Source organism: Viscerimonas tarda (assembly GCF_054601255.1).
In genome coordinates, this window is sequence record NZ_BAAHWV010000004.1 from 95,717 (window position 1) to 119,661 (window position 23,945).

The 23,945-nt window shown below is 45.1% G+C and carries 19 protein-coding genes; 9 read left to right on the forward strand and 10 right to left on the reverse strand.

Annotated features, from left to right (window positions below; translation table 11 throughout):
• The first annotated feature begins 2 nt into the window (after positions 1–2).
• Together queG and ACYPWY_RS02750 are read left to right on the forward strand one after the other, a co-directional pair.
• On the forward strand, positions 3–947 hold the full coding sequence (gene queG, locus ACYPWY_RS02745; protein ID WP_459683901.1) for a tRNA epoxyqueuosine(34) reductase QueG: 945 nt from the start codon (positions 3–5) through the stop codon (positions 945–947).
• 75 nt (positions 948–1,022) lie between these two features.
• A complete protein-coding gene (locus ACYPWY_RS02750; RefSeq protein WP_459683902.1) occupies positions 1,023–1,616 on the forward strand; it encodes an FKBP-type peptidyl-prolyl cis-trans isomerase in 594 nt (197 codons plus the stop codon).
• A gap of 38 nt (positions 1,617–1,654) precedes the next feature.
• On the opposite strand, the gene ACYPWY_RS02755 is transcribed toward ACYPWY_RS02750, so the two are convergent.
• The 5 genes from ACYPWY_RS02755 to ACYPWY_RS02775 form a co-directional block, all read right to left on the reverse strand.
• Positions 1,655–2,452 carry a 3-keto-disaccharide hydrolase gene (locus ACYPWY_RS02755; RefSeq protein ID WP_459683903.1) on the reverse strand — a complete coding sequence of 266 codons (798 nt, stop codon included), beginning with the start codon at positions 2,450–2,452 and terminating at the stop codon, positions 1,655–1,657.
• A gap of 377 nt (positions 2,453–2,829) precedes the next feature.
• Complete coding sequence (locus tag ACYPWY_RS02760; RefSeq protein WP_459683904.1) at positions 2,830–4,188, reverse strand: endonuclease; 1,359 nt, start codon at positions 4,186–4,188, stop codon at positions 2,830–2,832.
• 68 nt (positions 4,189–4,256) lie between these two features.
• Positions 4,257–5,330, reverse strand: a complete 1,074-nt coding sequence (locus ACYPWY_RS02765; RefSeq protein WP_459683905.1) for an HNH endonuclease signature motif containing protein — start codon at positions 5,328–5,330, stop codon at positions 4,257–4,259.
• A 336-nt stretch (positions 5,331–5,666) separates the two neighbouring features.
• Complete coding sequence (locus ACYPWY_RS02770) at positions 5,667–7,052, reverse strand: DUF6359 domain-containing protein (RefSeq protein WP_459683906.1); 1,386 nt, start codon at positions 7,050–7,052, stop codon at positions 5,667–5,669.
• A 159-nt stretch (positions 7,053–7,211) separates the two neighbouring features.
• Positions 7,212–8,240, reverse strand: coding sequence for an endonuclease/exonuclease/phosphatase family protein (locus ACYPWY_RS02775; protein WP_459683907.1), 1,029 nt, complete (start codon positions 8,238–8,240; stop codon positions 7,212–7,214).
• A gap of 204 nt (positions 8,241–8,444) precedes the next feature.
• On the opposite strand from ACYPWY_RS02775, the gene ACYPWY_RS02780 reads away from it, so the two are divergent.
• From ACYPWY_RS02780 to ACYPWY_RS02810, 7 genes are all read left to right on the forward strand, one after another.
• On the forward strand, positions 8,445–11,273 hold the full coding sequence (locus tag ACYPWY_RS02780) for a carboxypeptidase regulatory-like domain-containing protein (RefSeq protein ID WP_459683908.1): 2,829 nt from the start codon (positions 8,445–8,447) through the stop codon (positions 11,271–11,273).
• Between the two features lie 35 nt (positions 11,274–11,308).
• A complete protein-coding gene (locus tag ACYPWY_RS02785; protein WP_459683909.1) occupies positions 11,309–13,867 on the forward strand; it encodes a DUF6359 domain-containing protein in 2,559 nt (852 codons plus the stop codon).
• Positions 13,868–14,394: 527 nt separating this feature from the next.
• A complete protein-coding gene (locus ACYPWY_RS02790; RefSeq protein WP_459683910.1) occupies positions 14,395–15,645 on the forward strand; it encodes a sigma 54-interacting transcriptional regulator in 1,251 nt (416 codons plus the stop codon).
• Positions 15,642–16,145 (forward strand): LPS assembly lipoprotein LptE, encoded by a 504-nt coding sequence (lptE, locus tag ACYPWY_RS02795; protein WP_459683911.1) that lies wholly within the window; start codon positions 15,642–15,644, stop codon positions 16,143–16,145. The genes ACYPWY_RS02790 and lptE overlap by 4 nt, the downstream gene beginning before the upstream one ends.
• A 4-nt stretch (positions 16,146–16,149) precedes the next feature.
• Positions 16,150–16,884: a hypothetical protein gene (locus tag ACYPWY_RS02800; protein ID WP_459683912.1), complete on the forward strand. Its 735-nt coding sequence runs from the start codon at positions 16,150–16,152 to the stop codon at positions 16,882–16,884.
• A gap of 9 nt (positions 16,885–16,893) precedes the next feature.
• Positions 16,894–17,250, forward strand: coding sequence for a preprotein translocase subunit SecG (secG, locus tag ACYPWY_RS02805; RefSeq protein ID WP_459683913.1), 357 nt, complete (start codon positions 16,894–16,896; stop codon positions 17,248–17,250).
• Between the two features lie 191 nt (positions 17,251–17,441).
• Positions 17,442–17,795, forward strand: coding sequence for a cupin domain-containing protein (locus tag ACYPWY_RS02810; RefSeq protein ID WP_459683914.1), 354 nt, complete (start codon positions 17,442–17,444; stop codon positions 17,793–17,795).
• Between the two features lie 13 nt (positions 17,796–17,808).
• Here the strand turns inward: ACYPWY_RS02810 and ACYPWY_RS02815 are convergent, their stop codons facing one another.
• The 5 genes from ACYPWY_RS02815 to ACYPWY_RS02835 all read right to left on the reverse strand — a co-directional run bounded on the left by ACYPWY_RS02815 (position 17,809) and on the right by ACYPWY_RS02835 (position 23,942).
• Complete coding sequence (locus tag ACYPWY_RS02815) at positions 17,809–19,245, reverse strand: lipopolysaccharide biosynthesis protein (RefSeq protein WP_459683915.1); 1,437 nt, start codon at positions 19,243–19,245, stop codon at positions 17,809–17,811.
• Positions 19,246–19,929 carry a 2-C-methyl-D-erythritol 4-phosphate cytidylyltransferase gene (locus tag ACYPWY_RS02820; RefSeq protein ID WP_459683916.1) on the reverse strand — a complete coding sequence of 228 codons (684 nt, stop codon included), beginning with the start codon at positions 19,927–19,929 and terminating at the stop codon, positions 19,246–19,248.
• Between the two features lie 19 nt (positions 19,930–19,948).
• Positions 19,949–20,146, reverse strand: coding sequence for an exodeoxyribonuclease VII small subunit (gene xseB / locus ACYPWY_RS02825; protein ID WP_459683917.1), 198 nt, complete (start codon positions 20,144–20,146; stop codon positions 19,949–19,951).
• Between the two features lie 119 nt (positions 20,147–20,265).
• On the reverse strand, positions 20,266–20,901 hold the full coding sequence (locus ACYPWY_RS02830; RefSeq protein WP_459683918.1) for a C40 family peptidase: 636 nt from the start codon (positions 20,899–20,901) through the stop codon (positions 20,266–20,268).
• Between the two features lie 143 nt (positions 20,902–21,044).
• A complete protein-coding gene (locus ACYPWY_RS02835) occupies positions 21,045–23,942 on the reverse strand; it encodes a PD-(D/E)XK nuclease family protein (protein WP_459683919.1) in 2,898 nt (965 codons plus the stop codon).
• Positions 23,943–23,945: the final 3 nt, after the last annotated feature.

The window sequence follows — 23,945 nt, forward strand, 5'->3', positions numbered from 1 at the left end:
GTATGCCGGAACAATCTTCCATAACCGAACAAATTAAAGCGCAGGCCTTGAAACTGGGCTTTGACGCTTGTGGTTTTTGCAAAGCAGAACCCGTAGGTGCAGAAAGCGAAAGCCTGAGAAAATGGCTCGATGCGGGTTACCATGCCGGAATGACCTACATGTCCAATCACGTTGAAAAGCGCTGCAATCCGGCGGAATTGGTCGAAGGAGCCCGCTCCGTCATTAGCCTTGCCCTGAATTATTATCCGGCCAGGTTTCAGCCCTTGTCGGCCCCTCAAATTGCCTATTATGCCTACGGGCAAGACTATCACACGGTGATGAAAGACCGCTTGCAAAAGCTTTACGATTACATAAAAACGCTTTCGCCCCATGCCTCGGGACGGTATTTTTGCGATACGGCTCCTGTGCTGGAACGTTATTGGGCGGCAAAGGCAGGGATTGGCTTTGTAGGTAAAAACACCCTGCTGATTATCCCCCAAAAGGGCTCGTATTTTTTCCTCGGCGAAATTATTGTGGATATTGAACTGGCATACGATAGTCCGGTTGCATCTTCCTGCGGAAATTGCCGCCGCTGTATGGATGCCTGTCCAACTAAAGCCTTGGAATCGCCTTACATCCTGAATGCAGGGAACTGTATTTCGTATCAAACCATCGAAAATAAGGCGGAGATTGACAACGCCATCGTTCCTTTGCTGAGTAACTGTTTTTATGGCTGCGACAGATGCCAACAGGCTTGCCCCTGGAACCGTTTTGCCAAAGCGCACAACACCCCCCAATTTGACTTGCCGGATGAACGGATGAACCTTGGTCTGGATGAGATTGACCGCATGACGGAAGATGATTACCGGCGAATATTCAAAGCTACGGCCATGAAGAGGGCAAAATATTCGGGCTTGAAGCGGAATGCAGAAAGTCTGAAAAAAACAAAATCCGAGGGGCATTCTTGATTTATTTACATTTTTTATAGCGGTTTTCGGCTTAAATAACCTACTTTTGCGCAGTTAACAAAACAGCTCATTTGAATGAATAAGAAAATATATATCCTGCTAGCGTTACTTTTCAATACAGTTATCTTTTTCTCGTCGTGTGTGGATAGTTCCGATGATAATCCGGTGGATGAAAAATGGATGCTCAGAAACGACACGGAGTTTTATGCTGAGGCAAGGAAACCGGAATATAAGAAGATAAATGGAATAGCAGACCCGTTTAAATATATCCTGTGGAAAGACACCGTTTTTTGCGATGCCGCTACTATTGTTACCGACCCTGCCTTGAGAGCCGCTATGCCCAGTCCGGTTTTCTCCGATACCATCAAATGCCGTTACGAAGGCTGGTTTAGAGATGCCGTAGGAAATAAAATTATTTTCGACTCAACCGAAAATCCCACATACTTTGCTCCGAATACTAATCCGAATAAAGTAGCCCGTCTCATGAAAATCGCCGACCTGATAGATGGCTGGAGAGTAGCCCTCTACAAAATGAAAGAAGGCGATGAATGGAATATCGTTATTCCCTATTACCTGGGTTACGGTCTGGTACAAAACGGCAATATCCCCCAATGCACCAATCTCTATTTCAATCTGAAGTTGATAGAGGTAACGTCAAAGAGCAATTAAAGCCCCTCCAACCTGCCCGTAGGGGAGGCTTAAAGGGATTAGGGGGCTTTCAGATACCGTATATTCCGATACTCAACCTTCATTGGCGGGCCAACGTGTACTTGCACGCCCAGTACTCCCGACATCCGGCGGTGTTCGGCATCGTTGTCGGTTACGTCGCTCATGAGTATGCCGTTCACGTAGTGTTGCAGGCGGTTGCCTTTGGCTATGATGCGATATTCGTTCCAGTCGTTTGCTTTGATGTGCCGTCCGAGCGAGTCGTTTTGGATGTTCAATGTCCGCACGTCTGCGCTTGTGGGCGATGTGTGATTGGGGTTTATGATGGTGGTTTGTCCGCGCAATGCCAGAAATTGCCGTCCCCGTTCTTCGTAGTTTTGTCCGGTGTAACGGTTCACACCATCTATGTCGGCTTGGTAACCCGTTAAGGCGTATGGAATAGTGTCTATTATTTCGTTCCGGTAGCTGATGCCGCTGTTGCCGCGATCGGAAATCCGAAATTCGGCTTTTAGCTCAAAATCGCTCAGAATTAAATCCTTTTTAATGATAAACGTGTTGCGTTTCAGAATTGTCTCGGGAGTAACCTCTCCAACCAGACAACCATTTTCCACACGCCAATACACCGGGTCGTAGTCCCATCCGTCAAGCGTTTTTCCATCGAAGATTGGTTGGTATTCTCCGGTATTAATTACGACAATCGGGTCTGCTGCCGAGCGTATTTCCAAGTGGCAGGTAAATTCATCGGGTTGGGTGGCTTGTACCTGTTTCGACCGGCAACCGGTCAGCATAATCCCTGCCAAAACTAAGGGCAGCGCATAGAACGATAGTGTGTGTTTCATGTTTTTGCTGCAAGTTTAGAAAATAGGCAACTAACATGCAACTAAACTGCGTTAAAAAATAACAAAGCTACTGCTCTTGTAGTTGTCTCAACGTCGTCGGCACAGACTACAGGTCTGCGCCAGCCTAGGGCAGACGCATGAAAAATTTTACGGCTTATGCCTTTCGGTAGAGTTGCTGATATGAGCAGGAGATTCCTCCCTTTGGTCGGAATGACGCTCTCCTTTTTGGGAGATGAGACGGGGAAGCGGCGGCTTCGCCGCCACTTCCTACTCCCTTAAACCACCAATAGGCGAGTCATTCCGACCAAAGGGAGGAATCTCATCCGTAATAATGGCAGTAAATTTTTTCATGCATTTACCCTGCGCGTCAGCCCAATTCAGAAAATTATCTTATAAACTTTCCTTCCTATCTTCACAAAATAAATTCCCTTTTTATCGAAATACAGTTCATCGCCGCTCAGGTCGAAACTCATTACTTTTTGTCCGCTAATGGCATATATTTCAACAAAACTTCCTTCTTCTATGCCCTTGAATCGGATGTAGCCATTGGCGGCATATACGGCGGTTTCGGGCATCATTTCATTGTCGATGTGAAGCGTACTGACACATTCGCCCGAAATGGCGATATTCACGCTTCCGGCAAATCCACCGTCGAGAAATACCAGTTTGGCTGTGTGTTGACCCAAGGATGTGGGTGCATAACTTACTTTATATTGGTAGCCGTTGTCGCTGTTGATGTAGGAGGTGGAGATGGAATTTCCCTGCCTCGAGAAGTATCCGCTGGCATTGCTCAGCAGCAGAACCGACATCGAACCGCTTAGGCCTTTTCCTCTGACGGGCAATTCTCTGACGGCTGTTTCGCCCGACAGGACTTGTCCGAAATCGACTGAGATGTCGTTGGTGGGGGTTATAAGCGCCGGGCTTTCGGCTTTATTGTTTACGGTGAATAATTGGCTCGTCTTGTTCCCCCAGATGTATTCCGCCAAATCGGGATAATCAATGAAGGGATTGCGGTTTTGCTGCAACTCGAAAACGGCATTGTTCCGGTCGATTTCTTTCTGGCTGACAGGGTCTTGACGGCTCCACTTCAATAACATTTCTATCGCCCATGTTTTAAATGTAGGATATAGCTCGTTGTTGAGCATACTGAGGGTTCCCGTACTTCGCCACGATGAAGCGTAATCCTGATAGCAGGTAACCATGTAGAAGTAATCGCGGGCAAAATCACCCTTATATTCATCTGCCGGCTCAAAAACGGCGCTTTGATAGACCGTAGAATAAATATTCTGCCCCACTTTAACTACTCCGTTGCTGTACGATACGCTTCCAACTTCTCCCAAGGCGTAGTTGCTTTTTGCGCCGTTTGCTTCGGCATCGGAGGGATACAGGTTATGTAAATCGCTGTAAGCCACTGTTCCGGCAGGGTCGGCGCTCCACCAGCTTTTGGGCATATTGTGTTCCCTGTTCATGCCGTTGAACGATGTCCGCTTGTTGTTGGAATACATGTCCCAGAAATACCCGTCGGGATGCCAGTCGGTATTGTACCTGAAATAGGCGCTGGATGTGTAGTACTCGAGCCGGATATGATTTTTGATGATAGTGTGCATCGCCGTTTTAAGCTCTCCGGCCCTTTTCTGGTCGGCCAAGTCATAATATCCCTGGGGCGCTTGCGCCCAGACAGTATTGCCTGAGTAAAACAGGCAGGCAATAATACATGTAATTATCGTTTTCTTCATATTTCAACTAGTTACAGCCCCTCCAAACCTCCCCGCAGAGGAGGCTTAAGAGTCCCCCTACGGGGGATTTAGGGGGCTACATACACTTTCGCCACTTTTGTGTCTGCCTTTACAATATACAGTTGTCCTGTTGCAACAGGTATTTCGGTTAAGTAGTCATTTCCGCTCAGGGATGCTATAATTCTGCCGAATACATCGTAAACGCTTATATTTTCGATTCGGTAACCGGCTTTCACTACGATATTCCCTACCGAAGAATAAACATGGAACCCGGTGTTGCTGGATTCGATACCCGTACTCAGGTAATAGGTATCACCCATTTTGTTTCCCCAAATATATTCTACCAATTCGGGGTGATCGATATACGGATTGCGATTTTGCTGATAGGAGGTGTAAATAACGTTGTTTCGTTTTACTTCTTTGTCGCTAACGGGATCGTTCCGGTGCCATTTGAGCAAAAGATTGACTGCCCATTCCTTAAATGCCGGATACTTGTTGCCTGCCAGCACAGGTTTAGCTTCGGCGTTGTCTGCCCAACCGGTTACTTTGTCTTCGTAACGGGTAACCATATAAAAATAGCTGCGGGCAAAATCGCCTTTGTAGGCATCAATAGGTTCAAATACGGTTCCTGTATAACCGGCGGTGTTATTTGTCCCCAGTTTGGAGCCATTGGTGGATGTCCAGGAGGCTGAGCCCACCTCGCCAAAGGGATAATTACCCCGCTTGCCATTCACATAACCGTCTGTCGGATACAAGTGAAACAAATCGGTGTACATGGGGGTGGCATTGTCGAACCAGCTTTTGGGGAACGAGTGTTCGCGGTTGTAGCAAACACCTTCTTTATTGTAGTTTCCACATTGGTCGTCTATAAATGTAAATTCATAAGCCGGTGTTCCGCTTGGTTTATCGGAGTACATATCCCAAACACGTCCGTCCGCTTTTTTGTCCGTATTTTGAAATGTCGGCCAGAGTGCAGCGTACGATAGCGGGCTATGGTCTTTAATTATGTTGTATAACGCTGTTTTGAGCGTTGTTGTTGTTTTGCCGTTAGCAGAATTGTAATATCCTGCGGGTCCTTGAGCCCAAATAATATTGCTTGTGTAAAACAGGCAGGCAATGAGCGTGATAATGGTTTTTTTCATCAACTGTTAATTAATTAGTTAATTAGCAAATTAATTAATTCGACAATCAGGGCAAACGCATGAAAAATTTTACTGCTTATGCCTTTCGGTAAAGTTGCTGATATGAGCAGGAGATTCCTCCCTTTGGTCGGAATGACTGTCTCCTTTTTAGGAGAGGGGATGAGGAAGTGGCGGCGAAGCCGCCACTTCCTCATCCTTTAAACCACTAACAGGCGAGTCATTCCGACCAAAGGGAGGAATCTCATTCGTAATAGTGGTCTAAATTTTTTCATGCATTTGCCCTGATTGTCGAATTTGCTAATTTACTAATTTTTTCAGATACAGCTTTTGACATCTTTATTTTGTAATCACTTTAGTAACCTTGTTGCCCACTTTTACGATAAGCAACTGACCGGCCTTCACCGGAACAATGTTATTGCCGTTCACGGCAGTTACCTCAGCTACAACTTTGCCCAAAATATTGTAAACAGTAATGGCATCGCCCGCGGCGGCTGTAACCTGTAATTGTCCGTTGGATGCTATTACAGGGGAGCCTTCTTTTGCGCCGATGTTTATACCGGTTGAGGTGATAAGTTTCTGATCGGTTACGCTTTTGATACCTGCAACAGTAAAGTAAGCTTCAAGGGTTCCATAGACCAATACTTCTTTTCCAAAATTAGTAGGATTATCTTGCAGATTCAAGGCTGCACGGATAGGGCCACTTGGTAATTCAACAGGCAGCATGTTAGCAGCACTTGTTTCTCCCGCAGCGGCAGCGATTACCAAATTACTCGCAACCGAAAATGCCGAGGTTTGGATGTTCGTCATTGCTCCATTCGCACAACCTACAATATAACCGGTTACCCAATAACGCTTCTTTTCGCCTGTAGTTGCGCCGACTGGAGCTTGTATTGCTGAGACTTCGGCAATACTGAAGGGATTAGCTTCGCTGCCTTTTTCTCCTGCAAGGGCTTCTCTGTAAAAATAGATTTGGTATTGCCTTTGCGTTATACCATTTTCTGCTGTTACATCAATGCTGGTGTATCCCACAGGAGGCGTCATATTTGTTACAACATATCCGGCGCCTCCATCAGTTGTTGTAGCAGTAACAACAGGCGCAGAAGTCTGTTCGGGAGTAAGAGCCACTTTATAAAGCAGCGTAGCAGGGTCAAATCCGGTTAATGACACTCCATCAATATTGATGTTCGACAAAGTTGCATCGTTGCTTAGTATAGGGCCTAAGGCATCTTCGTATGAAATTGTAAGAGAGTGTATCCGCAGCTGTGCAGTAGAAGGAATCTTATTCTGAATTTTCAAACTTACAGAGGCCGAAATGCCGGATATTGTGCCTTCTAAAGAACTATAAGTTACTGATGTGCCGGAAGAAGCGCCATCTACGTAATACATTGTTGGTTCTGCAACTTGGGTTGCTGTTATCACCACTTTAGTTATTACTTTTCCAGCGGTCGGAATTAATGTAATAGAGCCCCCATCAGCGGCAGCGTTATTATGTCCATATATCCGAATTGCCGCCCCTCCTGAGTCGTAATATGTTGGGTGTGTGGCGCTGGAATTTTTTTCTACTGTATAAGAAATATTCTCATCAATCGTCCCGCCTGTAACCATGGCGCCATTACTAAAATGATCGGAAAAAGTATAGGTTACATCTCCCCATGCATTCACGCTTCCTGCAACCATTATTGCCACTAGAAGCATCGTCTTTAAAAGAGTAAATTTTTTCATAAGCTTTGATTTTTTTTTTAGTATTAAATATCTTATTTCTATCTTATAAACAACGGGAGTTGTGGTTTTGTTTAAGTGTATCTGTTTTTTAACGTTAGGCGTTTTTCTCCTAGTCGTTTGACACAGCCCCTTACAACAATCATAAGGGGGCTGAGGAATCTAATTCACTTCCTTAACAAGCAATATATAGGTAGGGAAGTGGTCGCTGTATCCGTTAACAAAGGTGTTTCCGCGGAAGGTGCGCATGGGGTAGCCTTTGTATTGGCCTTCCTTGTCGATCAGGAAATCGGCGTTGAATATTTTTGCCTGTAAAAGTTTAAGTGTCAAGCGGTCTTTGCCCACCAGATTGCCGGTGATAATTATCTGGTCGAATAAATTCCATTTGCCTTGATAGGCCAGCGAACCGATGCCTTTATCGAACAGCGGCCACATGGTGTTGAATAAATCGCCGTCTTTGGCGCTTTTTTCTGTCCGGGTAGCTTTCAGCACATCTTTAACACTCTTGTCGGTAGGGTCGTCGTTCAGGTCGCCCATAATCACAACCTTCGCCTGTGGGTCGGCTTGGCGGATGGAATCGGTTATGTGTTTCGAGATGAAAGCTGCATGTTCGCGCAACTCGCTCGATTTTCCACCCCCGTATCTCGATGGCCAGTGATTGACTATAATATGGAAAGGTTCTCCGCCCAGCGTTCCGCTCACCAGCAACTGGTCGCGGGTGCGGAAATCGGGATTGCTTGGCAAACGGTAGGGATAAGGGTGGCTTGATGTTACCTTAAACACGGCAGGATTGTAAATCAAGCCCACGTCCACACCGCGCCGGTCGGGCGAATCGTAGTGGGCGATGGCATAATTCTTGTCTTTCAGTTCGCCTGTGTTGAGCAAGTCTTCCAGCACTTTCCGGTTGCCGATTTCCGCTACGCCCAAAGCAATGGGGCCACCATATTCTTTGGCAATCCGGCTGATGGCATAAGCCATGTTGGCCAGTTTCTTGTTATACTTTTCCATCGTCCAGGCTTTGTTGCCTTCGGGCGAAAATTCCTTGTCCCGTTGTTCATCGGCGTTTTCGGGATGGTACAGGTTCTCGAGATTATAGAATGCAACAGGATATACCGCTGCCTTTTTACCGGACGACTGCGCCTGTATAGTCAGCGAGACTGTTAAAAATAGCAATAAACTAAAATTTTTCATAAACATTATTGGATTAGATTTGTTCTACAATAAATTCACAACAGCTGAAAGCGCTGTCATTTTAATCAATACTAATAAAACAAATAAGAATACAAGTTGTTCATTCTATTAACCTAAAGTTAACAACAAATTTAATATCATATTGATTTTCTTATTTTTGCCCCGAAACTAAATTAATTCATGTATAAAAAAACAACAGATCGTATGAAACAAAAACTAATGTTATTTTTAATGTTCCTGTTCAGTATTTCTGCCTATTCGCAATACGCAGAAGAAGTGAGAGGATACATTGTTGATGCCGAAACACAAACGCCTCTGCAAGGGGTTGCGGTTGTTTTGCAGGATCAACATCTGTCGAGTATTACCGGTTCAAGCGGCGAATTTGTATTTGCCAGGGTACGAATCGGCGATGATCGCCTGGTAGTTAACGCCCAATCCGTGAAAGAAGCGGTGTTCCCGGTTACAATCAGGGCGGGCAAAGTGATTAATCTGGGAAACTTTGAAGTTGAAACACTAAAGCAGGAAAGTAAAAGTGTTGACGATCAGGCTTATGTAACCAATCTGGAGGAGCTGGATCTTGATTCCGATTCGGATGTTTCTTCGCAGAGTATCAGTTCATTGGTGCTGTTGTCGCACGACCCCTATGCCGACCAAACTTCCTACCAATTTTCGCAGGTAAGATTCAGGGCGAGAGGTTATGCCAATAAATACGGACAAACCTACCTGAGCGGCGTTGAATTTAACGACCAAATCAGAGGGCAGTTCAACTATTCGATGATTGGAGCCATGAACGACATGACCCGCAACGGCGACGCCTTAAACTATACACAGCCCGGAAGTTTCACATTCGGCGATATAGGCGGCTCGCAGAATATTAATATGCGTGCGGGCAATTATGCCAAAGGCGGAAAAATTTCCCTCTCATACACCAACAGCAATTACTATGCACGTGCGATGGCATCGTATTCTACCGGTTTGCGGGACAACGGCTGGGCATTTTCGGCCTTAGTCGGTGGACGCTACTCCGATGAGGGCTATGTGGATGGTACATTCTACAACAATGCTTCGTATTTTCTGGCTGCCGAAAAGCAATGGGACGGCGGAAAACACAGCTTGTCGTTTACCACCTTCGGTTCGCCCGTACAGCGCGGACAAGCAGGCGCCAGCGTTATGGAAGCCTACAACCTCACCGGCGATTACTTCTACAACCCAAACTGGGGATACCAGGACGGCAAAAAGCGGAATGCCCGCATTGTAACAGCCTACGACCCAACAGCTATTCTGTCGCATGTATATAAACCCAACAAAGACACCCGTTTAACTACCGGCTTGGGCGTTCATTACAACCGCTACGGTGGAACTGCGCTGAACTGGTTTGGCAATGCCGCCGACCCGCGCCCCGACTATTATCGCAACCTGCCATCGTATGAGGCCGTTGGTTCGATGAAATTTTTGAAGGACTTATCCACCTACGACTTGTTGAAATACACCTCGTCGAACCCAACTCTTTCCGATTATGAAAAAGCGAATATGAAAAAATATGTGGCTTCGTACTTGCGCTGGAAAGGCAAAGATCAAACGAAGACTCAAATTAACTGGTATGACTTGTATCGGGCAAACCTGGGTAAAGATTCCGCTTCTTACATTGTGGAAGAACGGCGTAACGACCTGCTCGAAATCACGCTTAACTCGACCTTGGATAAACGTCTGAACGACAATATTCTGTTGACAGCCGGCCTTGGACTTCGTTCTACAAAAGCCATGACGTTTTCAACAGTAAACGACTTGCTGGGCGCAAAATATATAATAGACACCGATAAATACGGCGAACGCGATTTCCCGGGAGACAAAAGTACGTTGCAAAACGACTTGAATAATCCCAACCGGAAAGTGTATGAAGGCGACCGTTTCGGTTACGATTACAATATTCAGGTGCAATCGGCCAACGCTTGGTTCCAAAACCAGCACACGTATGCCAATATTGACTTTTATTACGGACTGAAACTGGCCTACACTTCATTCTACCGCGATGGTAACATGAAGAACGGACGACATAGAGACGATTCATACGGCAAAGGCGAAGTACACGGGTTCTTCGACCCAACTATTAAAGCCGGATTCACTTACAAAGCCGATGGACGCAATTTTATTGTGGGAAATATCAGCTATGGCACGCAAGCTCCGCTTCCTTACGATGCGTATATAGCGCCAAGGGTATGGGACAAGGCTATTCCGATTTTGGAAAGCGAAAAAATTCTCTCCGCTGATTTGGGCTATGTATTTTCTTTCCCAAGCCTCACCGGTCGCTTGTCGGTTTTCCAAACCAATTTCTACGACCAAACAGACAAGGCCAGCTACTACCACGATATGATGCGGACGTATGTACATCATGTGATGTCGAATATGAACAAGGTGCATCACGGTGTTGAGCTGGGATTATCGTACAAAACACCGCTGGATGGATTGACGCTGAGCTTTGGCGGTACGGTTTCGGAATATTATTATGCCAATAATCCGGACGGACAGGTGTTTTATGAAAACGCTAAAAAAGTAGATGTTGATCCCGAACCTGTTTATATGAAAGGTTTTTATGTAGGCAGCACGCCGCAAATAGCCGCTACTTTCGGCATCGACTATTTCTACAAATACTGGTTCTGGGGTGTCAACCTGAACGGATTTGCCCGCTCTTACCTCGATCCCGAACCATCGCGCCGTGTATTTTCGGCCCTTGGATTTAGCGAATACGACCCCGATGCCTATGTCAAAAGGGTAAAAGAATATGTAAGTCAGCTCCCCTTGAAAGGCGGTATGACCTTGGACGTATCAATAGGAAAAATTCTGTATTTGGCGAATGGTCATTCGATGAGCATCAATTTCAGTCTCAACAATGTGCTTAACTATACACACCTGCAAACAGGCGGTTACGAACAGGGACGTATTGATACCCAAGACTACAGTTTGGCTAAATTTCCGCCCAAGTATTATTACATGCAGGGATTCAACTGTTACCTGAATGCCAATTATAAATTTTAATCAACCAAATCGTAAACAAATAAAACAAATTAGATATGAAAACATTGAAGTATTTTTTCTACGTATTATTGGTATCGGTTCTCGCTTTTGCCTGCGACGAAAGGGAATTTGATACGCCACCGTTGACTGCTCCTGTATATACAGGGCCGGATGCAAATTACTCAATCAAGCAATTAAAGAACGATTATAAGGATATTACAAGTCCAACGCTGATTGATAAGGATTACATTGTGAAAGCTTATGTAACTGCTAACGACGAAAGCGGAAACCTCTACAAGCAATTAGTTATCCAAGACGAACCTGTTGATGCAAACGGACAAGTGATTGATGCGGATGTTCGGGGTATTATCCTGAGCATCGACAAGTCGGGCTTAAATTCCGGCTTTAAGGTTGGTCAGATAGTATATGTGCAACTGAAAGACCTTTATATAGGTAAATACGGCGGCGTGCCACAACTTGGTATGCCGGGCGAAAACGGTATCGGGCGTATGAGTGTGGACGAATTTGAAGCACATGTATTCAAACATGGTTTGCCCAGTTTGGAGAAAGCAACGCCTGTTCTTTTGGATAATTTGAAAGCCAGCAAAGTAGATGATAATCTAAGTAAACTTGTTACCCTCGAAAATATCACTTTTGCAGACGGAGGTAAGCGCGTTTTTGCTGCCAGTACGGATGGTTCGGCATACGATGCCTTAGCGGCGGATATGTCAGGAGAATCAATAACAATAAGAACCAGTGCATACGCCAATTTTGCAGGAGATACTATCCCTGCCGGCCTTGTAACTATAACAGGTATTTTTAGTAGATACAACAATACTTGGCAATTTACTTTACGTTCGAGGGAAGATATAACCTCCTTCAAACCGCTGACTGTTACCGAAGCTATTGTAAAAGGAAAAACGGATAACAAGCTTTGGGTAAAAGGATTTATTGTGGGTACGGTGGCTGCCGGTGTAAACGACACCAACCCTATTGACAATAGCAACGATATTTCGCTGACGCCAGGCGACTTTATGAACAATACCCTATTGATTGCCGCCAGTGCATCCGAAACCGATTACACCAAAATGATGGTCGTTAATCTGCCAGCCAATTCTGCGATAAGAGCCGCTCTTAACCTGCTGGATAAACCCGAAAATTTGAAAAAGGAAGTAACCGTATTAGGTAATCTACAACTTTATTTCGGCGCTCTTGGCGTAAATATTGCTACCGGAGCGAACGGCGAATTTATATTCGTAAGCGATGAACCTCTTCCCGAAGGAAATGGAAGCAAGGAAAATCCGTATAATGTGGTACAGGCACAGGGCAAACAAGGCGCTGCCGGTAACAATGCTTTCCTTTGGGTAGAAGGTTATGTGGTAGGTATTTGGGAAGGTAAGGATGCCAGCGGCAACGACCTCTATCCGAATAACTTTGCCAAATTTGAAGCTCCTTTCTATACCGATGCCAACATCTTCCTGGCTGCTTCGCCAACCGAAACCAATCCGGCGAAAATGCTGAACGTACAGGTTTCGGTAGCTGCGCGGGACGTATTAAGTCCGGTGAAGAATGGCTCCATTATAGGTAAGAAAGTCGCTATTAGAGGTTCGCTCGAAAAATACAATACTTTCAATGGGCTTAAGAATTTGCAGGAGTATGTGTTAGATGGCGAAACTCCGCCAACTCCTCCAACCCCCGGAGCAGGTGATGGAACCAAGGAAAAACCATACGATGTAGCGCAAATACAGGGTAACCAAGGAGCTGCCGGTAATAATACTTTCCTTTGGGGCGAAGGTTATGTCGTAGGCATTTGGGAAGGTAAGGATGCCAGTGGCGGCGACCTTTATCCAAATAATTTTGCCAAATTTGTCGCTCCTTTCTACACCGACGCCAATATCTTCCTGGCAGCTTCGCCAACCGAAACCGATCCGGCGAAAATGGTCAACATCCAGCTTCCGACAGCCATGCGCGACGTATTAAGCCCGATGAAAAATGCCTCCATTTTAGGAAAGAAAATTGCGGTTAAAGGCTCGTTTGAAAAATACAACACTTTTAACGGTATCAAAAACTTGCAGGAATATGTTGCAGATGGTGTAACTCCCGGTCCGGACCCTGAGCCGGAACCAACAGACGGTTATTTCTTCACCGAAACATTTGGATCGGGAAATTATTCGGCTGCTGCCGACAGAAAATCCATTGCCGATTTTACCGATTTCGATATGAAAGCTCCGTATGTGTTTATCGATGCTTCGGGCAAGGCAACTGTCCGTTCTACCGGAGCCCTCAATGCACACGTATGGTTACCTGCTTATACGGCACAGTACCCGGATGAGTCGCAATTGAAGATAACAGGTATAGCAACCGGTTACACAGGCATGGAGTTGAGCTACGATATAGCAACCAATACTTCATCTACGGGAGATGCGAATAAAATTATCGTAAAATGCAATGATGTGGCGGTAAGCGTTCCAAGTAAAACATTTACAGCAAATAACCAGTTTGTAACTGTAACGCTAACTATTCCGAACAACACAACATCTATCGAATTTTATAGCGGTTCGAGCAACATCGAAGGATACCGCTTGGACAATATTAAAATCAAAGGAAGTAAATAAATTCATGACTTAAAGTAAAAAAAAGGATGTCCAATAGGCATCCTTTTTTTGTCGGGAGCGCATACCAGGGTATTTGTTGCACAACCCCTGAAAGGTATAGTTGCCCGGCTAATGCTTTCAGCCTTAAATGCACTTGTGCAACAGACGCTAGGGGAGACACAGGGCAAACATATGAAAATTTTTAGTCCCACTATTACGGATGAGATTCCTCCCTTTGGTCGGAATGACTCGCTTGTTGGTGGTTTAAGGGATGAGGAAGCGGCGGCGAAGCCCCTCCAAACCTCCCCGTAGGGGAGGCTTTTGAAATCCCCCCTACGGGGGGTGGGGGGCTTAGGGAGGAATCTCCTGCTCATATCAGCAGCTTTACCGAAAGGCATAAGCAGTAAAATTTTTCTTGCGGTTGCCCTGAGGGGGGATACGAAATTTTTTCATGCCTTTACCCTGCTTAAAACTTCCTCAAATAGTACGAGGTTAAAATAAAATATGTAATTTTGTCAGTAAAGACTGACAAACAGAAAATGTGATTTATGGCAAGGCTTGATATACAACAGGTAAAGCAACGTTTTGGTATAATAGGAACAAATCCGGCTTTGGACAGGGCGATTGATATTGCCCTTCAGGTGGCGCCGACCGATATGTCGGTGTTGGTTACGGGCGAGAGTGGGGTAGGGAAAGAAAGCTTCCCTCAAATTATCCACCAGTTCAGCCACCGTAAACATGGCCAGTATATTGCCGTCAACTGCGGCTCAATTCCCGAAGGCACCATTGATTCGGAGTTGTTCGGGCACGAGAAAGGTTCGTTTACGGGTGCAACCGGCGAGCGGAAGGGCTATTTTGAAGTGGCAAACGGAGGAACCTTGTTCTTGGATGAAGTGGGCGAATTGCCCCTGTCAACTCAGGCCAGGCTGTTGCGCGTACTCGAATCGGGCGAGTTTATGAAGGTGGGCTCGTCGAAAGTGGAAAAAACCGATGTGAGGCTTGTGGCGGCTACCAACCTCGATATGATAAATGCGGTGAGCAACGGTCGCTTCCGCGAAGATTTGTATTACAGGCTGAATACGGTTCCCATCAAAATTCCGGCCCTGAGGGAACGGAAAGATGATATACCGCTTCTGTTCCGAAAATTTGCCGGCGATTGTGCCGAAAAATACCTGATGCCGCCAATTGTACTGACGGAAGATGCCAAAACGGCGCTGAAAAATTACCGCTGGCCGGGGAATATACGCCAGTTGAAGAATATTACCGATCAGATTTCGATAATAGAGCAAACCCGCGACATTACGCCGGAGATACTCAAAACTTATTTGCCGGACAACGAGGTCGGGATAGTACCCGTTTCGCGATCGGCGCAAAATGAGGGCTACGACCGGAAGATGTTCAATAACGAACGCGAAATATTGTATCAGGTGTTGTTCGATATGCGGAAAGATATGAATGAACTGAAACAGGTGGTACATAACATCGTTGCCGGAAATATCAACAGAGCCCCTGTGGCCGAGGCTGAACCGATGAACCCGATTATTGTCTCAAAACCCGATTTGCCCGTAAAATACAGCGAAGAAAATATCGCCCAGCTTCCGTTATCGAACGAGATAGATGAGGTGGAAATTCCTGATTACGAGGAAGAAAGCATGTCGTTGGAGGATGTGGAAAAAGACATGATAAAAAGGGCCTTGGAAAGGCATGGCGGCAAACGGAAAAACGCCGCTCAGGATTTAAAAATATCGGAAAGAACACTTTACCGGAAAATTAAGGAATATAATTTGGATACTATATGAAAAATGCTGCAACAGTTCTTTTTATTGCGTTGATTCTTTTTTCGTGTAAAATTTCGTATCAGTTTAATGGGGCTTCGATAGATTACAAGGAAATAAAGACCATCAATATCAAGGATTTCCAGAATCAGGCAACAATGGTTTATCCTCCGCTGACACAGGTTTTTAATGAGGCGCTGAAAGACCATTATACCAAAAACACCAAATTAAGTTTTACAACCAACAATCCCGATTTGGAACTGGAAGGCGAAATTGTGCGATACGACCTGACCCCGCAAGCCGTGAAAGAGGATGCCTACGCCTCGCAAACGCGCCTGACAATAGGCGTCAGAATACGCTATTACAACAATAAGAGACCGCAGGAAAATAAAGAAGAAACTGTTTCGGCTTACCGCGATTTTTCGAGCAATGTATTGCTGAACGATGTGCAAGACCAATTGATTGAAGAAATAAGTAAAGATATTGTGGATCAGATATTCAACATGACACTCTCCAACTGGTAATGATATGATGACGGCTCAGGAACTGGAACAGATAATAGAACACAACGAATTGCCCGATATATCGCGGCGTTTCGAGATGCGCGCGCTTATCGAAAGGTACCCTTACTTTCAGGTGGTGATTTTCATCTACTTGAAATGTTTATTTGTTGCCGGAGATAAAACTTTCCATCGGGAACTTCAACGCTTGTCGCTTTTTATTACCGATAGAAAGGCCCTGTTTTATTATATTCTGGAGGATGAATACGAAGGTTTTTTCAGAAAAAGAGGAAAACGGACGGAAGTGAACACAAGCCACACCGATACGCTACTGAAAACTTTCTTTGGCGAAATGGATGATGAGGCCATAGATAGAGAGTTGGAGGAACTGTTAAAACCAAAGCAGGAAAATTACGATATAACGGCGATTAATCGGGAAGAAAATATCCCTTCGCCGGATGAAGAAGGCCAGAGCGCCACCGATAAAATTCTAGGAAAAGTAGCAGATATTCCCGATACAATTCATTTCGATCCCGGTCAGGAATCGTATAAACCCAGGCTCGACGATGACGATTCGTCGGACAAGTTGCAGGATAATTTGTTTTTTACCGAAACATTGGCGACTATTTTCATAAAACAACAGAAATATGAACGGGCTTATGAAATTATTAAACAATTAAGTTTGAATTATCCGGAAAAAAATATTTACTTTGCAAACCAAATTTCATTTTTGGAGAAATTGATTATAAATGCAAAAAAATAAAAAATAAAAATGCACGCACTTATTACTGTATTGATTGTACTTGCTTCTATAGCGCTAATATTAGTGGTATTGGTTCAAAAGTCGAAAGGCGGGGGACTGGCTTCGGGTTTTGCCTCTTCCAATCAGATTATGGGAGTTCGGAAAACAACCGATTTTATAGAAAAAGCAACATGGGGATTAGTTGGCGTCGTTGTTGTATTGAGTTTGTTGAGCGCAGTATTGGTTAAAACCACACAAACAACCGCTCCTCAGTCGGAGATACAAGCGCCTGTATTGCCCGCAGCAACAGCAACTCCTGACGTATCTACTACCATGCCTGTACAGGGAATTCCTGCACAAGCACAGCCGGAAGCGCCACAACAATAATTGAAAATAATATAACATGGAGAGCTGCCTTTTTTGAGGTGGCTCTTTTTGTTTTTGTATTTTTGCTACCTTTACGCAATGATTACGGAATATACCGGAAAAATAGGGAACACAGGAAGAACGCAAATTACGCAGATTACGCGAATTCGCGCAACTGATTTTATGAATTGACTGATTTAAACAAATATAAAATGAATAACACTAAAAGCAAAACGTTTTTTGTAGCCTCGGAAGAAAAGATTTATCCGGCAGGGGAGGGCATTACCCGCCAGTTTGTAGGATACGATGCCAACATCATGATGGTGAAGGTAATCTTTGAAAAAGGAGCGGTGGGCGCCCCTCACACACATCCGCATGTGCAAACAACCTACGTGGTTTCGGGCAAATTTGAAGCTGTTATCGCCGGCGAAACCAAAATTATTGAGGCAGGCGATGGCTTTTATGCTGCGCCCAACGCATTGCATGGCTGTACCTGCCTCGAAGCAGGCATTTTGTTGGATGTATTTAATCCCGTAAGGGAAGATTTTTTGAAGACGATTGAGTGAGTTTTGATTGTCATTATCGGTCTCTCCCTTTCACAAACTCCAAGCAATCCTCCATCACCTTCGAGCCTAATAACTTTATAACCAACAGGTAGGCGCCTCCGCCAATTATTATTTGTGTGGCAAGTAGCAGGTAATTGTTGTGGATAATATTCCCCAGTAAATAGAGGGGGGCGAAAATCAATACCGATATGGCGGCGTAGGGCAGTATATCTTTAAAAACGTGCTTGAGCTGGTAAGATATATGCTTTCCCGAGAGATAGAAGGTGATTACAAAGGCGATTATGTAAACAGTAACAAAGCCTGTAATCAGCGCCAGAATGCCAAACCGGAACGAAATGAGTATCGAAAGAATAAAAAGAATGTTTCGGATTAGTTCGGTTTTTAGCAGCAAGCCCGATTTGCCTAAGGCTTTCAACAGCGCGCCCGATAAAACATACATGGGGTAAATGGCGCCACTGATGGCCAACAGCTGAAGAATGGGCGCCGAGCCCAGGTATTTTTCCGACAATAGCAGCTCAACGATAGGCCTTGCCGCTATAATTGTCAGTAAAGCGACCGGGAAACAGATAAACGAGGCTATTCGCATTATTTTTCTGAAAATACGTCTCAACCGTTCTTCGTTATCCAACTTTGTCAGCAGCGGATAGGTAACCCCCTGAAGGCTGTCGGCTATAATTGATTGCGGTATGGTATTTAATTTATTGGCTTGTCCGTAGTATCCTACTTGCGTGATTGAGAAACATTTACCGATGATAAGCGGGTAAATATAGGCCGTTGCCTGATTAAAAATAGAACTGGCCAGCAGTTTTATGCTGTATGGCATCATTTCTTTCAGCTTGACGGCATCGAAAACAAGGGATGGCCTCCATTTAATAACCAACCACAACAGCAAGTTTCGGATAAAAGTCTGCAAAACCAGCTGAATAGCCAAACTCCAAACGCCATAACCCGAATACGCCGCCCAAACAGCCACCGCACCGGAAATCAATCCGGCAACGAAAGTGATTTTTGCATTGCTGCGGAAATCCATTCGTCGTAGTAAATGGACGTTTTGTATAATTCCAAATGCATTGAACACAAACGACAGAAATATAAGCCTCGACAGATTGGTTAGTCTGGGATCGTCGTAAAAGCTGGCTATAACGGGAGCAAATAAATATAAGATGGCGTATATGAATAAACTAACGGAAATATTGAAATAAAAAACAGAAGAATAATCCGATTCGGTGGGATTTTTATCCCTGATCAGGGCTGCCGAAAAACCGCTTTCCTGCAACAGGTTGGCGATGACTGTAAATATGGCCAACAGGGCAACCAGACCGAAGTCGGCGACATCAAGCAAACGGGCGAGTAGCATTACAAAACCGAGTTGTATGGCTTGTTGTCCGCCTTTATCAATAAAATTCCAGAAAAGGGCTGAACGGGATTTTTCCTTTAACGAGTCCGACATTTACATTGATTTTCTGAGGTTTAGAATTACGCCGGCTATTTCCAAATCGAAAGGCGTTGTTATTTTCAGGTTCGTTGTCTCTCCTTTTGTCAGGAATATGGCCTGCCCCTTCGCTTCTGCAACGGAAGCGTCGTCGGTAAAAGTGTCCGAATATTCCGTTTCGTAGGCGGCTTTAAGTAAGTCCAGCTCAAAGACTTGTGGCGTTTGAACCAGCTTTATTTTCGACCGGTCGATTATCTTGCTGCTGTTGTTTTCGCCTGTTTCGCGCAGGCTATCGGTGGCGTCTATCACGGGTATAACTGCCTTATGCAAAGCCGCTTCGTTAAATGTTCTCCGAATCAATCCGGCAGATGCAAAGGGGCGGGCGGCATCGTGTACGGCCACCAATCCGCTATCGGCCAGGGCCAATCCGTTTTTTACCGAATGGAAACGGGTTTCGCCGCCAATGGCAATCAAGTGTGGGATGTTGAAGCCGTAGTCGGCGCAAATCTGCTTCCAGTAACCGGGGTACGATTCCGCCAGAACAACAATGATTTTTATTTCGGAATCGTAGTTGTAAAAAGCCTCGATTGTGTGCATCAGCACCGGCTTACCGCCAACAGGAATGAATTGTTTGGGGAGTTCGTGCCCCATCCTCAAGCCTTTGCCTCCTGCAACAATAATCACATTTTTTTGTAAACCCATCTGCCTGTTTTTTTCGGAATTACTCAATTTTATCCAACAGTTTCTTTATCTCCTCATCCGTTTTGTAAAGTTTCTCTTTACAAACCCGAATCAGTTCCGAAGCTCTTTTTACCTCTTCGGTAAGCACATCCACATCCAGATTGCCTTCTTCTATCCGTAGCAGAATGGCTTCCAGTTCTTTTATCGACTCGTTATACGATTTTTCTTTTTTGGTCATAAATGCTTGTTTGTAACGGTTGAACACATCAAAATAAACCTGCGCCCCCAAAGATATAAAACTTTGACGACATAGCGATTCTTCTGAAAAAAATGAGAGGAAGAATAAAGAAAAGAGTATTACGAACGCAACACCCGGCCTACCTTGGCAAAAGTCCGCGCATAATAGTCTTCCTGTGTAGAAGAAACAATAACTCCCCGTTGAATAGAGGCATGAATGAATTTTATCTCGTGATTGTTGACCTCGACCACCAATCCCACATGATTGATGCGTCCGTGTCGGCGGTTGGTTCTGAAAAAGATAATGTCGCCTGTCTTAGCTTCGTTCCGCGAAATGTCCTGAATGGAGTTGGACACGGCCATATCGGCAGACGAGCGGGGTAGAGAGATTCCAAATGCCGAGTAACAAGTATAAACAAGCCCCGAACAGTCCATGCCATTCAGAGAGGCGCCTCCTCTTCGGTAGCGGACGCCTGCATAATCGAAAGCTTTATTAATTACATCTTTGTGCAATGGAAAGAGAGGAGCGCTGAGATATTCGATAAGTTGGCGGATGTCGAGCAATTCGGTAGGAAGTATGTCCGCCACATTTACGTGCAACGAATCCGAATGCAACTGCGGTATAGTGTTCAATTCCAAGGGGATATTTTCGATAACCGATTCGTAGGGGCATTTATTACACGCCACATCTTTCGATTTACAGCCCGTAAATAACACGACCAACACCGATACAACTAAAAAAACTACTACTCTCATCTGAAAAATATCTGAACAACAAAAATAATTATTTTCTCCTCTTCAGGGTATTTTTTTTGCTTTTTTTAGGCTTTATATGGGAACATAAACGCAAATGACAGGAATAATTATTCACATTGGCACATTATTCCCATTAAAAAAACCTATTTTTTACAAATGCCGGTAAAATTGCACCATTCGCAGGCTTTTCCTGTGGGGGTTTGGGTGAATGGGGTTCCGGGGTCGTAGATTTCTTCGAGGCAGGCATCGAAATGCTGCTTGAATTCGGCTCGGTATGCGCTAAAATCCTCAATCCTGAACGATTCTTTGAAGGATGGTTTATAGATGACATCTGCGTCGAATTTATCGTCAAACAGATTTCGCAGGTAGTAAATACCCGGTTCAACTATCTTTTCGGGAAATTCCATCAGGTATAGATGGGCATACATAAATACCTGCATAACGGCTTTGGGGCGGTCTTTGGCGCTTTTATCGAAAACATGTTCCATGCTTTTGTATTGCAACAGGCCTTTCCCTGTTTTGTAGTCGATGATGCGGGTACGCTTGTCCAGCTCATCAATGCGGTCGAGGAAGCCTTTTAACGAGACCGTTTTCCCCGAGGGCAGCAGGTATTGCCAAACAATCCGCTTTTCGGACTGGATATAGACGAAAGGAGCCAATCGCGCATCGGTTCGCAGCGCCTGTTTCACGTACCGCCGGATAATTTCTCCGGTCAAAAAATTTTGGCCGGTCAGTTTTTTAGCGTTCGCCTCTCCTGTTTTGAAATAATTCTTGGCAAAGGAACGCTCGATGGTTTCCGTCAGCAGTTTCTCGTTTTTTGCCAGGGCATGGAGCAAATCGGAGGTAATGAGCTTTCCCTCGAAGGGTTTGTAGAGCCACTCCATCACCGAATGGAAAATGCTTCCGAAGGTATTCGACTCCACCGATTCGGCTATTTCATCCTCTTCCTGCATATCTTCCACCACCGAAAAATAGAACTGCAGAGGACAATCGAGGTAGGTGTTTATCGCGCTTGCCGAAAGACTGCGTTCGCCGGTTGTAAAGGCATTCAGTTTATCGAGAATATGCGGCTCTTTATTTATCGAAATGGCCGGACTTTCAGCCGAAGATACTTCGTAAACCGCCAGATTTTCTTTTATGCGGAATGAGCCCGGATAAAGGTGCTTCAACTGGTAGAAATAGCGGCTGACTTCGCCCGTTTGCAGCCCTTCGGTACGGGTATCGTAGAGCAGGAATATGCGCTTGGCTCTGTTTATCAAGCGGTAGAAATGATAGGCGAAGATGCTGTCCTGATGCTCGTAGGTGGGCAGGTCGAATCCTTTTCGCAGGTTGTAGGGGATAAACGAATTTGTCGCTTTTTTTTGTGGAAAAATCCCCTCATTCATAGAAAGAATAATCAGGTTATCGAAATCCAACGCGCGGGTTTCGAGTACGCCCATCACCTGCAATCCCGACAAAGGTTCGCCGGTGAAAGGCACGCTGATACCCGCCACCAATTTTTTCAGCAGGCGAAAGTAAGTATCTACGGACATTTCGGCATCGACCCGCGTCAGGGCATCCTCCATTTTATTGATGGTTTTGTAATATTCTATGATAAATTCCCGCTCTATATCCGTGCTGCGGGCATTGGCTTGCTCTTCTTCGCCGGTTCCTTGTTTTTTCTGTGTCAACGCTATTTGCAATCGTGTCAGAATAGCTTTCAGGTAATTGGATATATCCGTCCAGTGTTCAACGGGCTTGAATATCAGTTCGAGAAAGGGGTGGATTTTCAGCTCATCGTAGGGCACAATCACTTTGTTGTAGCGGACAATTTGCTGCTTTAGCTCGCGCGATTCCCTTTCGGCAACATTCAAGACGTATTTATGATTGAGAACCGACAGCACAAACCTGAAATAGAATCCGGTTTTGCCATCCGTCATTCGGATATTCCGCTGCACATCAAAAATATGCTCCATCAAACCCGACACAGAGGAATTGGACAGGTTATAGCCCATCGTTACATTTATCCGGTCGATAGCTTGGGGGATGGAATAGAGAACCGGTAACAGCATATTCTCGTCGGGAAGAACCAGCGCAGTTCTGAAAGCCTCCTCCGAATTGGAGACAATACCCTTGTCGATAAGATGCTGCAATATGGCATGTACATATTTCGCCTGCCCCACGGACGAGGGGATGCCAACCAGTTCGATTACAGGCTTTTCGGTCGTCAACTCCTCGGGTTCGAGGGCATACTGGGAGGGGAAAAGCAACTTGTTTTTGTCGATAAAAAACGAAGCCTTATTGTAAGGGTCTTTTACCAGCGGCGATGAATAGTCGAAGTAAAAATCGGCAATACCCTGTTGCTGTAAATAGCGCAGCAAAGTTTCTTCCGACTTGCTGTGCCCGTTCAGTCCCACAAAAACAAGTTTGGTAAATGGCAGATTGAGTTCTTCCTTCGCCAACGTTTTTTCGGCCACTTCCCTGAATATCATTCCCTCATAAGCCAGTCCACGGCTCTGTAATCCGGCGCGCAACGAGGCATAGAGTTCAAAAAGTATCTCCCACATTTCGAGGAAGTCTTTTTTGCTTTCGCTTTCGCCCAAAGGATAAAAATTTACCCAAAAACGGCGGATGGCAGCAACCTGCTCTTCGCTGAGAAAAGAAAAACCGGCATCAATTTCTTTCAGGTCGTAGATGTTTCGGAACAGCTGTTTGGCATCGGCCAGGTATTTGTCCACATCGTCGAAATCGTTCAGAATCATTTCGCCCCAAAAAAGGAAGTCATCAAAACTATCCGCAGAATGGCTGATGCGAATGTATTCCTTGTACAAAATAAAGAGCATCTCTATCCTGTCGGCCGGTTGATAATCGGTTAAGCGCGTAAACAAATCGCTGATGGTAAGAATTTCGGGCGAAAAAACCGGACGATTGGCCACCTCGGCCAAATATTGCTGAAAAAACAGTCCGGCGCGCCGATTCGGAAATACAAAGGTGTATTCGCTCACCGCCTGTCCATGCATCTTGTAGTATCGTTGGGCTACATTTTGTAAGAATGGTATCATTTC